The organism is Chitinophaga sp. SYP-B3965, assembly GCF_009647655.1.
GTDB lineage: Bacteria > Bacteroidota > Bacteroidia > Chitinophagales > Chitinophagaceae > Chitinophaga.
Genome location: NZ_WJFD01000003.1, coordinates 817,758 through 832,626, shown reverse-complemented (window position 1 = coordinate 832,626; position 14,869 = coordinate 817,758). Strand labels below are relative to the sequence as shown.

14 protein-coding genes are annotated in these 14,869 nt (G+C 46.9%); 2 read left to right on the top strand and 12 right to left on the bottom strand.

Annotated features, from left to right (window positions below; all coding sequences use genetic code 11):
* Positions 1-104: 104 nt before the first annotated feature.
* From GFS24_RS21045 to ubiE, 5 genes are all read right to left on the bottom strand, one after another.
* A complete protein-coding gene (locus GFS24_RS21045; RefSeq protein WP_153662874.1) occupies positions 105-1,649 on the bottom strand; it encodes a YifB family Mg chelatase-like AAA ATPase in 1,545 nt (514 codons plus the stop codon).
* Between the two features lie 32 nt (positions 1,650-1,681).
* Positions 1,682-3,010, bottom strand: a complete 1,329-nt coding sequence (locus tag GFS24_RS21040) for a DNA mismatch repair protein MutS (protein ID WP_153662872.1) — start codon at positions 3,008-3,010, stop codon at positions 1,682-1,684.
* A gap of 133 nt (positions 3,011-3,143) precedes the next feature.
* A complete protein-coding gene (locus GFS24_RS21035) occupies positions 3,144-4,490 on the bottom strand; it encodes a dihydroorotase (protein WP_153662870.1) in 1,347 nt (448 codons plus the stop codon).
* A 23-nt stretch (positions 4,491-4,513) separates the two neighbouring features.
* A complete protein-coding gene (locus GFS24_RS21030; protein WP_253906541.1) occupies positions 4,514-5,212 on the bottom strand; it encodes a porin family protein in 699 nt (232 codons plus the stop codon).
* Complete coding sequence (ubiE, locus tag GFS24_RS21025) at positions 5,185-5,928, bottom strand: bifunctional demethylmenaquinone methyltransferase/2-methoxy-6-polyprenyl-1,4-benzoquinol methylase UbiE (RefSeq protein WP_153662868.1); 744 nt, start codon at positions 5,926-5,928, stop codon at positions 5,185-5,187. Before ubiE ends, GFS24_RS21030 begins: the two co-directional genes overlap by 28 nt.
* A 52-nt stretch (positions 5,929-5,980) precedes the next feature.
* On the opposite strand from ubiE, the gene yihA reads away from it, so the two are divergent.
* The gene (gene yihA, locus GFS24_RS21020) at positions 5,981-6,589 is read left to right on the top strand and encodes a ribosome biogenesis GTP-binding protein YihA/YsxC (RefSeq protein ID WP_153662866.1); all 609 of its coding nucleotides are present in this window, start codon (positions 5,981-5,983) and stop codon (positions 6,587-6,589) included.
* A gap of 129 nt (positions 6,590-6,718) precedes the next feature.
* On the opposite strand, the gene GFS24_RS21015 is transcribed toward yihA, so the two are convergent.
* Both GFS24_RS21015 and GFS24_RS21010 read right to left on the bottom strand, forming a co-directional pair.
* Positions 6,719-7,192: a ribonuclease H-like YkuK family protein gene (locus GFS24_RS21015; RefSeq protein WP_153662864.1), complete on the bottom strand. Its 474-nt coding sequence runs from the start codon at positions 7,190-7,192 to the stop codon at positions 6,719-6,721.
* 166 nt (positions 7,193-7,358) lie between these two features.
* Positions 7,359-7,727 (bottom strand): CoA-binding protein, encoded by a 369-nt coding sequence (locus GFS24_RS21010; RefSeq protein ID WP_153662862.1) that lies wholly within the window; start codon positions 7,725-7,727, stop codon positions 7,359-7,361.
* A 38-nt stretch (positions 7,728-7,765) separates the two neighbouring features.
* On the opposite strand from GFS24_RS21010, the gene GFS24_RS21005 reads away from it, so the two are divergent.
* Positions 7,766-8,680 (top strand): glycoside hydrolase family 43 protein, encoded by a 915-nt coding sequence (locus tag GFS24_RS21005; protein ID WP_173003142.1) that lies wholly within the window; start codon positions 7,766-7,768, stop codon positions 8,678-8,680.
* On the opposite strand, the gene GFS24_RS21000 is transcribed toward GFS24_RS21005, so the two are convergent.
* The 5 genes from GFS24_RS21000 to GFS24_RS20980 all read right to left on the bottom strand — a co-directional run bounded on the left by GFS24_RS21000 (position 8,640) and on the right by GFS24_RS20980 (position 14,829).
* Entirely contained in the window at positions 8,640-9,587 is a 948-nt protein-coding gene (locus tag GFS24_RS21000) for a TIGR01777 family oxidoreductase (RefSeq protein WP_153662858.1), read from the bottom strand. The genes GFS24_RS21005 and GFS24_RS21000 overlap by 41 nt on opposite strands.
* A gap of 82 nt (positions 9,588-9,669) precedes the next feature.
* Positions 9,670-10,176: a GbsR/MarR family transcriptional regulator gene (locus GFS24_RS20995; RefSeq protein ID WP_153662856.1), complete on the bottom strand. Its 507-nt coding sequence runs from the start codon at positions 10,174-10,176 to the stop codon at positions 9,670-9,672.
* A 348-nt stretch (positions 10,177-10,524) separates the two neighbouring features.
* Positions 10,525-10,917 (bottom strand): VOC family protein, encoded by a 393-nt coding sequence (locus GFS24_RS20990; protein WP_153662854.1) that lies wholly within the window; start codon positions 10,915-10,917, stop codon positions 10,525-10,527.
* A gap of 327 nt (positions 10,918-11,244) precedes the next feature.
* Positions 11,245-12,906: a pyruvate dehydrogenase complex dihydrolipoamide acetyltransferase gene (locus GFS24_RS20985; protein WP_153662852.1), complete on the bottom strand. Its 1,662-nt coding sequence runs from the start codon at positions 12,904-12,906 to the stop codon at positions 11,245-11,247.
* A gap of 108 nt (positions 12,907-13,014) precedes the next feature.
* Complete coding sequence (locus tag GFS24_RS20980) at positions 13,015-14,829, bottom strand: DNA polymerase III subunit gamma/tau (protein WP_153662850.1); 1,815 nt, start codon at positions 14,827-14,829, stop codon at positions 13,015-13,017.
* Between the last annotated feature and the right edge of the window lie 40 nt (positions 14,830-14,869).

Below are 14,869 nucleotides of genomic sequence, written 5' to 3'. Positions count from 1 at the left end.
TTTTTGATGGAAAAGAGACCTCCTTTTATTTTGATAGCGCATACGAGGGCAGAGAAAGGACTTTTATTTTATTCATTAAAATAAAAGTCCTTTCTCCCTTACTCTTAGCGTTGATATTGCCCCCAGCTTTCCCTATCCAATTTTCTATACTCTATTGCTTCTGCAATATGTGGTGTATCTATCTCTTCTGCCCCTGCAAGATCAGCTATGGTGCGACTGACTTTTAGTATCCGGTTGTATGCGCGGGCAGAGAGGTGTAGTCGTTTCATGGCGGTTTCAAGAAGTGTTCTCGCATTTGGGAGTAACCTGCAATAAAGATATAATTGTTTGTTATTCATTTGGGCATTGCAATGAATGACATAACGTTCATTGCTGAAACGTTTGGCCTGAATATTCCTTGCTGCTATAACACGGTCTCTTATCACTGCACTTGATTCATTAGAAATATTATCTTCTATCATGAGAGATGATGGTACGGGCGTCACTTCAATATGCAGATCAATGCGATCTAGCAAAGGCCCCGAGATCTTATTGAGATATTTCTGTACGGCACCGGGTGGACAGCAACAATGTTTTGCAGGATGATTGAAATAGCCGCATGGACATGCGTTCATAGCCGCCACCAGAGAGAAGTTGGCAGGGAAATCTGCTGAAAAATTAGCACGTGAGACCGTCACTTTTCGTTCTTCCATTGGCTGCCGCAATACTTCTAATGCTGTACTTTTAAACTCTGGTAATTCATCTAAGAAAAGAACGCCGTTCTGCGCTAATGAAATTTCGCCGGGTTGCGGTGTGCTGCCTCCTCCTACCAAGGCTACATCACTGATGGTATGATGTGGAGAACGGAAAGGTCTGCATGTGACAGCCGCCATATGTTGACCAAGTTTTCCTACGATGGAATGTATCTTGGTGGTTTCTAATGCCTCCTGCAAAGTTAGTGGTGGAAGAATAGTAGGGAACCGTTGTGCCATCATTGTTTTTCCAGCTCCCGGCGGACCAACCAGCAGCATGTTATGCCCTCCGGCAGCAGCAATTTCCATTCCTCGTTTTACGAAGAACTGTCCTTTTACTTCTGCGAAATCTATATCGAAAATATGCTGTGGCGTATAATCGATGGGAGGGATGGGTTGTAGTGCTGTATCGCCTTTCAGGAAGTTTAGTACTTCGTTGATGTGTTTTACACTGTATACTTCCAATCCTTCCACCATTGCTGCTTCCGGGGCGTTCTGGGAAGAAAGGATAATGCCTTTGAATCCATCTTTCTTTGCCTGCAATGCCATCGGTAAAGCTCCCCGAATGGGCCGAAGCGTTCCATCCAAAGACAATTCACCCATAATGATGAACTGCGCAGGATCATGCACATACGTGATCTGTTTGGATGCAGCGAGGATACCTACGGCAATAGGCAGATCATACGCAGCACCGGTTTTGCGGATATTTGCCGGCGCCATGTTAACGATGGTGCGCAGGCGCGGCATCTTATAGCCAATATTTTTGATAACTGTTTCAATGCGGAATTCACTTTCTTTTACCGCATTATCAGGAAGACCCACCAGGTAGAACTGTGTACCCTGGCCAACATTCACTTCAATAGTAATGGTAATGGCTTCTACGCCTTGCACGGCGCTGCCGAATATTTTAATGAGCATGGGACAAACAATGGTTATTGTCCCAAGATAAGCTATTTCATATTTGCCAGCAACTCGATCACTTTTTCTCTTTTCAAAATGAGATACCCGATCTTTTCTTTCGCAATACCATCTTTCAATTCGTAGGTAAAACGCAGATCGTCATCCACTACATCTGACTGGAAATATTTGAAAATGATCTGATCTTCTTCTCTTAGTTCTTCTGCTATTTCATACAAGTGTGTGGAGAGGATGAACAGGCATTGATGATTTTGGAGGAGGCCCTGGATCACTGCAAGGGAGCAGTTCTTGGCGTCTTCCACATTGGTGCCTTTGAACATTTCATCTATCAGGATGAGCCAGTTCTTTTTATCGCTGATCTTGATGATGGTGTTCTTGATCCTTTGTACTTCATTGTAGAAATAACTTTCTCCTTTGAAGATATTATCCTTCACATCAATATTGCTGAGTATACCATGGAAGAAGGTCAGCTGCATTTGTGCTGCAGGTACGCCCATGCCCAGATGTGCAAGGAATACCGCTATGCCTACTGCTTTGATGAAAGTTGTTTTGCCGGCCATGTTGGCGCCGGTGAGGAAAATAAAGTGACGATGCGGGTCCATCGCTACATCATAAGATACCGGCTGTGGCAGGATCAGGTGATATAGGTTTTTTATGTCGATGTGCGGCTTTGGTTCTTCCAGGAATTTAGGGAAGGTGAGATTGAAATGACGGATGGCTACTGCCATGCTGTGGTAAGCATCGAGGCGGGTGTATAGTTCCGTTAGTTCCCACAATACCTTTTTATGCCTGCGGCGGATCAGGCGATCGTGCCGGAGGATCTCCACGTAATTTAACTTGCCATTATCATGCAGGCGAACGATATCGGAAAATTCTTTCTGGCCGAGGAGTACCCTTGCTCTTTCCAGGATCATCCGCAGGGTTACAGGTGCTTCTGCTGCATTGAAGGTATCCACCAGCATCCTGAAACCTTTGATGAGGTTCAGCAACTGATCGAAAGAGAATTTGATGAATCCGAAATCTGGTGCGTAGATGGTTTTTGTAATGACGGCATTGATATACAGGGTAAAACCGTCTGAACTGGAGACTGTTTCTATTTCTGCATTCAGGTAATTCTCTACCACTACAATGGTGCCGTTGCTGATCATCGGTGGCCAGGCTGTTTCATTGTCCAGCAGGAATTGTAACATTTGCTGGCGGTTATGAATAGCGGTGAGGTCTTTCAGTGGTGTGCTGAAAAGTGTGCGCAGGTAATCCCGTCCTCCGGATGTGGTGGTGAAATCCATTTTATGGAACAGGGAGTATTCGTCTTCCCGGTTAAAGATCGATAGGTCGAGGTAGGTTGTTTTATCCAGCTCCATTCGGCAGAATTTTAAGTGAATTTACAGTGAAACGCGTTAAGGAACTAGATGCAGGAATGATAAATTTCCATAAAGCGTGTAAGGCTGCAACCATAGAGGGTTGCAGCCTTACACACCTATTGCTGTAATACATTTATGCGTTGAATAACAGCCGTTGCCCCAGCTGGTTCTCATTGAACTGCCCATTCTCATAAGCGAGGTGCCCGCTTACGATCGTATGGGTGATGGCCGCAGGGAAGGTATGTCCTTCAAAGGGGCTCCAGCCGCACTTATAATAGATATTTTCTTTTGTTACGGTGGTGGATTGTTGCAGATCAACGATCACACAATCAGCATGATATCCTTCGCGCAGGTAACCTCTTTCTTTGATCCGGAAGCAGGCGGCGGGTGCATGGCTCATCTTTTCTGCCATTTTTTCTATAGTGAAGCGGCCGGCTTTTACCTGTTCCAGCATCATCAGGAGACTGTGCTGTACTAAGGGGACACCGGAAGGAGCCTGTAGATAAGCTTGTTGTTTTTCATCCCAGGTATGCGGTGCATGGTCTGTGGCGATGATATCCAGGCGATTGTCCAGCATGCCCTGCCAGAGCGCTTCGCGGTGATGCGGGGCTTTGATGGCGGGGTTACATTTGATGAGGTTGCCGTATTTCGTGTAGTCATCTGCGGTAAACCAGAGATGATGTACACATACTTCTGCGGTGATGCGTTTTTCTTCCAGGGGCAGCATGTTCCCGAAAAGCTGTAATTCCTTCTCTGTGGAAATATGGAGGATGTGCAGCCTGGAATTATGTTTCTGTGCAAACTGTATGGCTACGAGAGAGGATTCGAAACAGGCTTCTTCATTGCGGATCAACGGATGATCTGCTGCAGAGAGGTGATCTCCTTTTTCCTGTTTGTATTTCTCCATGTTTGCGCGGATGATCTTTTCATCTTCGCAATGTGTGGCGATGAGCAGCTCTGTTTCTGAGAAGATCTTTTCCAGGGTGAGGTAATTATCCACGAGCATATTACCGGTGGAGGAACCCATAAAGATCTTTACGCCGCAGACCCTGTCTTTTTTTGCATTGGTTTTCAGTACTTCTTCTGCATTGTCGTTGGATACGCCCATGAAGAAGGAATAGTTGGCCAGCGATCCGTTGGCGGCGATGATGTATTTATCTTCCAGTCTTTCCTGTGTAACGGCTTCCGGTTTGGTGTTGGGCATTTCCATGAAGCTGGTGGTGCCGCCGGCTACGGCTGCACGGGCTTCGGTCTGGATGGTGGCTTTTTGGGTAAGGCCTGGTTCCCGGAAATGCACCTGATCGTCTATTACACCGGGGAGCAGGTATTTGCCTTCCCCGTTGATCTCTTTGCCGGAGAAACCTGTGGCAGTGATCTGAGGGGCTATCTTTTCTATGCGGCCATTACTGATCAGTACATCCTGAACGGTTGTGCTGCCTTCATTTACAACAGATATATTCCTGATAATGATATTTTGCATGGGGCAAAGTTATCCAAAACGGACTAGCCCTGCAAATGAATAGAGAACACGATCATGCGTGAGTTTAACTGGTCTATCACATTGGAGTAGCGCAGGTTTTTATCCAGCACATGTACATTGTTGAGGCCGTTGCTGATCTTGAATTCCGGGGTGAAGATGAAGCTTTCGAAATAGAACTCGAACCCTGCGCCCAGTTCAAAACCATAGGTGGTCTTATTGATCTTTACAAGATCTTCTGCGCGGCGGGTGGCTTTATTAGAGGCCAGGTCCTGGTCTATTTTTAAACCGGCTATCGTGTAGACGCGCATGTTATTGATACGGTCTGATTTGAATTTGAGTTGTATGGGGAAGCTTACCACAATGGATTCCACCTTTTTCTCGGTTTCCCGTTCAGGGTAATTCTCTTTATAGTATAAGTTCTTGTTGGCGAACAGGAGCTGTGGGTTCACGCGCAGGTCAAAACGATGGTTCAGCCGGAGATTTGCCAGCAAACCGAGGTTGAACCCAACTGTTTTCAGTGGTTCTGCTACCATAATAGAGTCCTGTTTCAGGAACAGGTCTGAATGGGTGAGCCTGAAGTTGGATTGATTGGCGGCTAACGTAATCCCGAAATAGTAGGGTTTACGGTCATGTTCCTCCATATTCAGTTGTGCTTTGGCCGGTAGTGCATTCAGTAGGAGTAAAAAAGCACCCGCTATCGGGTAGCGCAATAAATGGAACATATACCAAAGGTTAGCGTTTTGCATGTAACAGCCTGAAAACCAATTTTCTGTAAAATATCACACATGATCTGGCCTTGTGGGAATGCTTTTACCGAACTGGGCAGATATGAATAAGCTGCTTTATTCCGGGCGATCCATTTCCCGATCGTAGGTGTAATATAGCGAAAATAAAAGTTATATAACTGCTTAACAGGTGTTTTGGTAGGGTTTGAGAATTCCAGGATCACCATTTTGCCTCCGGGCTTCAGTACCCGGTACATTTCAGCCAGTCCTTTTTCCAGGTTCTCAAAGTTCCGCACACCAAAAGCTGCGGTTATGGCATCAAACGTTGTATCGGGGAAACTTATTGTTTCGCTGTCTCCGGTCTGGAGGGTGATCTTATCACTTAAACCGGCTTTGGCTACCTTTTCGCGGCCAAAGGCGAGCATTCCTTCAGAAATATCTATGCCGATCACTTTCTCGGGTTGCAGCATGCGTTCGGCCATGATGGCAACGTCTCCGGTGCCGGTAGCTACGTCCAGGATGGTTTTGGGCTGGAGGGGAACGAGGAGTTTCAATGCTTTTTTGCGCCACCCTACGTCAATTCCCAGACTCATAAAGTGGTTCATGAAGTCGTACCTCCCTGCAATATCATTGAACATGTGCGCTATCTGCTCCTTCTTGCTTAAATTTGAGCCTTCAAAAGGAACCGTTTTCTGTAGATCTTTGCTCGCCATAGTGCCGCAAAGTTAATAGAATTATAGTTGAGGGGCCGCAAATGGATAAATTATGGTGATCAAATCAGCAGAATACATAATCAGTAGTCCGGATTGGGAAAAATGTCCGGTTGCGGATAAACCGGAATATGCCTTTATAGGGCGCTCAAACGTGGGGAAGTCCAGCCTGATCAACATGTTGATGAACCAGCATAAGCTGGCCAAAACTTCCGGTACGCCGGGAAAAACGCAGCTGATCAACCATTTTCTGATCAATAAAAGCTGGTATATAGTGGATCTGCCGGGGTATGGTTTTGCGAAAGTATCACAAAGTCAGCGCCGGAACTGGGAGCAGATGATTGAGAACTATCTGCGCAAGCGCACCACCCTAATGAATGTATTTGTGTTGATAGACAGCCGGCATACACCACAGAAACTGGACCTGGATTTTGTGAATCAGCTGGGGAAGTGGGAGATCCCTTTTCAATTGGTGTTCACGAAGGCAGATAAAACTACGCAGCTGGAAGCCAGCCGGAATGTGAAGGCATTTTTGAACAAGATGCGGGAAACCTGGCAGTTTTTACCGGCGCATCATGTTACGTCCACCGTCAAGAAAATGGGCCGGGATAATATCCTGGCGTTTATAGATGAGATGAACGCGCGGTTCCAGGGAATCGCATAAGAGATAACAATCCGCCGCCCGAAATATTGGGCGGTTTTTTTTGCAGCAGGCGATCTGCTTAAAGCGTAAAAAGGCTGGGGCCCGTTTTTACGCTTTTCGTTTTGGCGGAAGGGGCAATTTACTTCGCTGCTAGTTCACGATCTTATTCGCGCAACTGCTGCTGGCAAAGGCTTCCGGTTTGGCTTTGAAGGCAAAGCCCATACCAAGGATGTAGCCCATTGCTTCCCTGAGTGCAAGATTGCTTTTGAACTGTGGGTTGGTGTTGATGTCTGCATGCACTTCCATGTCTACATCATACTCCGTAAACAGATCGCAGAGTTCATAAGCGATCTCGATACTTTTTGCCACTTCTACCAGCATCCTTTCTTTGATGGAATACACATCTTTTGTTCTTTCGTTGTGAATGAACATGAATCCACCGTGTCCTTCGCGCAGGAACACAATAACGGTAGCAAATTCCGTGTCAGCGCCCTTTACCTGGGAATCGGTGCCGATGCATACCTTTAAACGGTAGGAATTGCCCGACTCGCGGACAATTGCCTGACGCACCTCCTCCTTGATAGGTAAATGAATAGGATCGCCATTGAATCTTCTCCATTTCATGGGTTGAGTAATTTAGAAAATGAATACTATCCGGAATGCCTGTCTGTTGAGTCTTGGGCCGATATGGGATAACAGGATGTATTATGTTATAACCGAATATACGAAAAATAACTGCAGTGAGGATTAACGCAGTTTTAAGTTTTGGGGATTGGGGAAATCGTGTGAATTAGTACTGGCCGGTGCTGAGGAGTACCAGCGTGCAGGCTTCCTGTGCTTTCACACCGTGTTCTGCGGCCATTTTGATCAGTTCCGTATTTTCTGTACCGGGATTGAAAATGATGCGTTTGGGTTTCAGGCTGAAGATGTAATCGTAGTATTCCTGTTGCAGGGTGGGGTTGAGGTATAACGTTACCGTATCTACGCCGGGGGTATCCGGATGTTCTGTTACAATGGGGGTGTCACCGATCTGACCAGCCCGTTTGCCGATAGCGATCACAGGATGTCCGTTTGCCCGCAGGCGCGAAACAGCCAGGAAACTATACCGGGAAGGGTTTTCTGATGCGCCGATCACTACTGTCAGTTTTGGTGTATTCATACTGTAAAAATACGGAATGCTTTTATATATTTAGTGCTATGAAATTCTTACTGCTGCTACTGTTAGCTACTGCTCAAAAGAAAGACAGCATTCCCATGCTGCTGGCTGATCCTACCATTTTTACCTGGAAAGGGACGCATTATGCATTTGGTACTAACCGCAATGATGGTTTTCCGGTGTTCGTATCGAAAGACCTGAAACACTGGGCGGATAGCGGTATGGCCTTAAAAAAGGGAGAGGCATTTGGTGAGAAAGGGTTCTGGGCGCCGCAGGTGTTCCATTACGGCAGTAAGTTCTACATGGCTTATACGGCTAATGAAGAGATTGCCATTGCATCCAGCGATCATCCTGCAGGACCTTATAAACAACAGGATCTGCGCTCTATCGCTGCGGATAAAAAACAGATCGATCCTTTTGTTTTTTTCGATGAAGGGAAGATCTACTTGTATCACGTGCGACTGGATAGCGGCAACCGCATTTTTGTTGGAGAACTGAATAAGGAATTGAATGCTTTTATTCCCGGTACGGTGCAGAAATGCATGCAGGCAGGAGAGGGATGGGAGAATACGAAAAATGCTCCCTGGCCGGTGATGGAAGGGCCTACCGTGATCAAAAAAGATAAGTTGTATTACCTGTTCTACTCCTGTAATGATTTCAGGAATATTGATTACGCGGTAGGTGTTGCCGTGAGTTCATCTCCTGTAGGGCCATGGAAAAGATATGAAGGAAATCCTATCATCAGCAGGAAGAATACAGGCGCCAATGGTTCCGGGCATGGAGATGTGCTGCATGTTGGCAACAAATGGTATTATGTTTTTCATACCCACTTTGATGAACAGAAGGTAAGCCCACGTAAGACCTACCTCGTGGAAATGAAATGGGGCAAAGGATTTCCTGAAATTATACCGGCTACTATACGAGCAATTTATATTGCTTCCGGGGCAATTCACTAATGATCTGCTGAAACGCAGCAGGTAATTCCGGATACTGAAAAGTAAAACCTGCATGGGTGATCCTTGTTGGTATCACCCATCTGCTCTTCAATAATAATTCTGTTTCGGTCCCTATCAGCTGTGCACCGATCTTCAACATCCAGGTATAGGCAGGTAAGCCGAAGGAGCTTCCTGTAGCTTTTCTTAGGGATGTCATGAATGCTTTATTGGTAACGGGATTTGGTGCTGCGCAATTATACGTGCCGCTGCATTCAGGATGTTCATACAACCATTCCATCATACGTGCAAGGTCTGTAACATGCACCCAGCTGTACATCTGCCGTCCACTTCCCTGGAAACCACCTAAACCGAATTTGATCATGTTTAAATAAGGGATCATCACACTGCCCTGTTTTCCTAAAGTAACCGCTATGCGAAGGATCACTTTACGGGTAGCTGTTAACCTGATATCGTTGAAAGATTGTTCCCAGCGTTTGCAGACCTGTACAGAGAAATCATTGCGTATTTCTCCTGTGAATTCATCCATGGGCTTGTCTTCTGAATGCCGGTAAATAGTGGCAGAACCTGAATTGATCCAGAGTGTTGGCGGTTTTTTAAGTTGTTTGACGGCTTCTCCCAATACCTGGGTGCTTTCTATACGGCTGGCTAAGATGGCGGCTTTATTTTCTTCTGTATACCGGCAGTTCACACTCTTTCCTGCAAGATTGATCAGCAGATCAGTGCCTTCCAGCAATTGCGCCCACTCGCCAATGTTTTTTCCATCCCAGTAAGCATAGGTAACATGATCCCGCGGAGGTTGAGGTTTGCGGCTGAGTATAATGATCCTGTTAGTGCTGCCGAAATGATCTATCAGGCTTTCTCCAATGAACCCGGTGCCTCCGGCAATAACGATCTTTTTGTTTTGCATGATAAGGGATATTATGATTCTTTCAGAAAAAATTGAAACATGTTGTGTTGATGAAATGCTGAAGGGGATATGGATCAAATGATCACTTAATCACTTTCAGCAGCGTGCTGTAAAACCAGTTCTCTTCCGACTTAATAAATGCATTGAGTGCAGCATCTGTCTGATGTGCGAACTTCTGGATGTTCTGCATGGTTTCCCGGAAGGCTTTTACGTGTTTGTCTTTCTGGTCACCTTCTACTTTATTCAGCTGGAGTAATACTTTGAGGATGGGGTCCAGTTCCCGTTTCTTTCTTTCGCGGGCGATGGCGGTACCTACTCTCCAGATATCTTTTTCTGCAATGAAGAATTCTTTACGCTCACCGGGTACGAGCACTTTTTCTACGATCCCCCAGTTCATCAATTCCCGCACATTCATATTCGCATTCCCCCGGGAAATGTCCAGTCCTTCCATGATCTCTTCTGCACTCAGTGGTTCCGGGGCAATGAGGAGGAGGGCATGGATCTGTGCCATGGTGCGGTTAACACCCCATTGGGCACCCAATAATCCCCAGGATTGAATGAATTGTGCTTTCGCTTCTGACAATTTCATACTCAAATCTATAATAAGTTTTCGAACTTTCAAAAGTTATTGAAATATTGTGTGCTGGCGGGGCTGAAAGTGGGAGGGGGGATTTATTTATAGAAAGTGGAACAGGCGAGAAATCTTGTTGCCTGAATCGGCAGGAGAATGAAGATAGTTCTGGTTGCCTGGAACAGGCGGGAAATCTGGTTGCGCGAATTGGCGGGAGAATGAAGGTCGTTCTGGTTGCCTGGAACAGGCGGAAATCTGGTTGCGCGAATTGGCAGGAGAATGAAAGTAGTTCTGGTTGCCTGGAACAGGCGGGAAATCTGGTTGCGCGAATTGGCAGGAGAATGAAAGTGGCAATCGTTGCCTGGATCATGCAGGAGAATGAAGGCCGATCCGGTTACCTTCTGAATCCCTGAAAATAGCGATATAGCCAAGATCTGGCTGATCCTCAGACACAGCATGTTTTTCTTTTTCAATGCATCCGCCGGCATCAGGAACGCGGGCCAGGACTTCTGTGAGATCGTTTCCGCCATGGAGGTATATGAGGCAGCCACGCTGGCTGGGGATAAAATCAGGGCCCTGTACGATGGCACCACCTATGCCGCCGTTTTCCGCATCATATGGGAAAAGGCCAAGACGATCCGCCCCGATGTTCATTTCGGTGATATCAACGTGGAGAATATGGCTGTAGAAATCCCTCGCACGATCGAAATTACTAACGGGTATCTCGAACCAGTTGAGGGCATTCTTTGAAATTTGCATTGCGATTCATGTTGGGGACAATATTTAAATTTAATGAAATAAGAGGAGAATTTTTGCAATTATTCGAATTTTTGGGACTGTGTAGGATTCCATTTACAAGGGGAAATGCTGTACGTATTTGTGCAAAATCAGGCTGATATTTCTTTCATAGTTGTATAATCCTTGCTTCATCCTAGCTTCATTGTTGTGCAATGTTGTGTGCCAGTAAGGGTTTGAGCAAGATTCGAGCAAGGATAAAGCCAGGATTAAGCAAGGATAAAGCATAAAAAAGGCTGTCTCCTTTTAAGAAAACAGCCCTTTTAACGGTAAGCTTATAGTGATGGTTTTTTACACCAGCATAGTAACAGGATTTTCCATCAACTGCTTGAAAGTCACGAGGAAACGTGCTCCCACAGCACCATCTACGGTACGGTGATCACAGCTCATGGTCACTTTCATTACGTTGGTAGCTTTGAACTGGCCATTTTCCACGATCACGGTTTCCTTGATAGCACCTACTGCGAGGATGGCGGAATCAGGAGGATTGATGATAGCGGTGAAATGTTCGATACCCATCATACCCAGGTTGGATACCGTGAAGGTATTGCCGGAGTAATCGTTAGGTTGCAGTTTCTTGTTTTTAGCCTTGTCGTTCAGCGTTTTAGTTTCTGCAGCGATCTGAGAGAAGCTCTTTTGATCTGCGAAACGGATCACCGGAACGATCAGCCCTTCTTCTACCGCAACCGCAGAACCGATGTGGATATGCTGGTTGTGACGGATAGAATCGCCCATCCAGCTGCTGTTTACATCAGGATGCTGACGTAAAGCCATGGCTGCGGCTTTGATGACCATATCGTTGAACGATACTTTCACCGGAGATATTTTGTTGATGGCTTCGCGGGATTTCATTGCCTCGTCCATGTTGATCTCCATGGTGAGGTAGAAGTGCGGCGCACCGAATTTGCTTTCTGCGAGGCGGCGGGCGATAGCCTTCCGCATTTGTGATACAGGGGTATCTGTGTGGCCTTCCTGACCAATTGGTGCAAATGCAGCTACCGGTGCGGCAGGGGCTTTGGCGCCAGGAGCGGAAGGTGTTGCAGCAGGGGCTGCTTTGGAAGGAACGAAACTGTCCACATCCGCTTTGATGATACGGCCACCATCTCCGGTGCCAGTTACCTGGCGGATGTCGATGCCTTTATCTTCTGCCAGCTTTTTAGCCAGGGGAGAAGCTTTTACGCGACCATCCGTAGAACCGTTTGCAGCGGGGGCTTCTTCTGCGGAAGCAGGGGCCGTAGCTGTAGCAGTAGTTTCAGCAGGAGCAGCTGCTTTAGGGGCAGCGCCGCCGGACTTTTCTGCGTTCAGGATGGGGGATATATCTGTACCTTTCTTTCCAACGATTGCAATGATGCCATTCACTTTGGCCACTTGTCCTTCCGGAACACCAATGTGCAGCAGGGTACCGTCCGCATAACCGATCACTTCCATGGTCGCCTTATCGGTTTCCACTTCTGCGAGTACGTCGTCACTTTTTACGGTATCACCTTCTTTTTTGTTCCAGGTTACGATCTTACCTTCTGTCATGGTATCGCTGAGCAGCGGCATCCGGATCACGGTAGCGTTCTTCAACGCAGCTTCTACAGCGCCATTATCAACAGCGGCAGCTGCTGGTGTGGCTTCTGCTTTTTCTGCTTTGGGAGCAGGAGCGGCAGCGTCTGCTTTAGGGGCAGCGGCTTTAGCGTCTCCACCTTCCAGCAGGGGTTTGTAATCCTCACCGGCTTTGCCTACAATGGCAATGATGCCATTTACTTTGGCAGCCTGCCCTTTCTCTACACCAATATATAATAACGTGCCATCAGCATACGCCATCACTTCCATGGTAGCCTTATCGGTTTCCACTTCTGCAATCACATCGTCTGACTTTACGGTATCTCCTACCTTCTTATGCCATTCCGCAATCACCCCTTCTGTCATCGTATCACTTAAGAGGGGCATTCTGATAACTTCTGCCATAGTGTTTCTTCGAAATTTTGCCCAAACCTACAAGTTTTTGCGCAGAAACGCAAAGCCTGAGAGGGGAGGGAGTTTAAAAAATATTCATTTCCCTTGCGGGATAACGGTTTAAAAATCAAGTTCCATGTTCAGCCTGTCCTTCAATTCTTTCACCAGCGGGTACTTTTCTATCATCCGGGCAAATTGCTCGCGACTGGAAAGTGCCACCGGGCCTGATTCTTCATTCTGCTGCTGACTTTCATCAAGCGATAACGTGAGAATGAGGGTATTATTTTTGAACTTCTTTTTGAAGAATTCTGAGATCTCCAGTTTCTCTTCCTCCATGAACCGGAACTGTACGATGTTCCTGCTCACGATGCCAATTTCCTGCTGGGTGATCAGGATCACCTGTGCCAGCTGGAGATTGCTTACTACCGTCATTTTATTAGCCTGGCGGAAGCGGTCGATGAATTCCTCCCAATATACAACCAGTGCGCCTGCCGTCAAAGGGATGGGGGCATTTTCTAAGTTGTCTATCTGTTGTTTGGCCGCCAGGGCTTCTTTCATGGCAGAAAGGCCGGTGAGTTTTGTTTGCGGGAGGGTAGTTTTTGCTGCTGGGGCAACCGGTGTAGCGGCTACAGGAGTATTAGGAATACTTTTAGTAGAAGAAGAAACCTCCTTCTCCACTTCTATCGTCAAACGCGGAGCTTCCGGCGTGATCGTCTTTGTAGTAGCGGGTTTACCGTAAATTGGCTGGGCCATCGGGGCTCTCAGCCTTTGCGGTGCTCCTTCAGGAATCAGGTTTTTTTTTACCACCTCCCCGGTCTGATCATTGCTCACAAGCGTTACGGCCTGTTGCAGGTAGCACAACCGGATAAGGGCCATTTCCACATGTAACCTTTTATTCCGCGCCATGCGGTACCCGATCTCTGTTTCATTGAGCAGGTGTAATGCTGTTACAATGTAGGCAGAGCTGATGCGGGCGCTCATTTGTTTATAACGGTCTTTCAGGTTGGCGCTCACTTCCATGAGGTGCAATACCTTATCGTCCTTGCATACCAGCAGGTTGCGGAGGAATTCAGCCCAGCCGCCAATGAAATTATCTCCTTCAAATCCTTTCTGGAGGATCTCGTCGAAAATGAGCAGGGCGCCGGCTATATCCTGTACCAGCACACACTCCATCACTTTAAAGAAGTAATCGTAATCGAGGATGTTGAGGTGTTCCAGGGTATTCTGATAGGTCAGCTGCCCGCCTGTGAAGCTCACGATCTTGTCCAGCGTACTGAGGGAATCCCTCATACAGCCATCTGTTTTCTGGGCAATCAGGTGGAGGGCATCTCCTTCTGCGGTCATGTGCTCTTTTTGCACAATTTCCTGCAGGTGGTTCACGGTATCCTGGATGGTGATCCGCTTGAAGTCGAAGATCTGGCACCGGCTTAGGATGGTGGGCAGGATCTTATGCTTTTCTGTGGTGGCCAGGATGAATATTGCGTAGGAAGGTGGTTCTTCCAGTGTTTTCAGGAATGCGTTGAAGGCGGATGAGCTGAGCATGTGTACCTCATCTATGATATAGATCTTGTACTTGCCGGCCTGTGGGGCAAAGCGCACCTGGTCTACCAGGGTACGGATATCGTCTACCGAGTTATTGGAGGCGGCATCCAGCTCATGGATATTAAAAGAACTGCCTTCATTGAAGGTGCGGCAGGAGTCGCAGGTATCACAGGCTTCTCCATCCGCATTGAGGTTCTCGCAGTTGATGGTTTTTGCCAGGATCCGGGCGCAGGTGGTTTTACCTACTCCGCGCGGTCCGCAAAACAGGAAGGCATGCGCCAGCTGATTATTGCGGATGGCATTTTTAAGTGTTGTTGTTATATGGGCTTGCCCAACTACCGTAGAGAAGTTCTGCGGACGGTATTTACGGGCGGATACTATAAAATTTTCCATGATGGGACTCGCTCCTTTCCAAAGACCGAAAGTAAAGTAA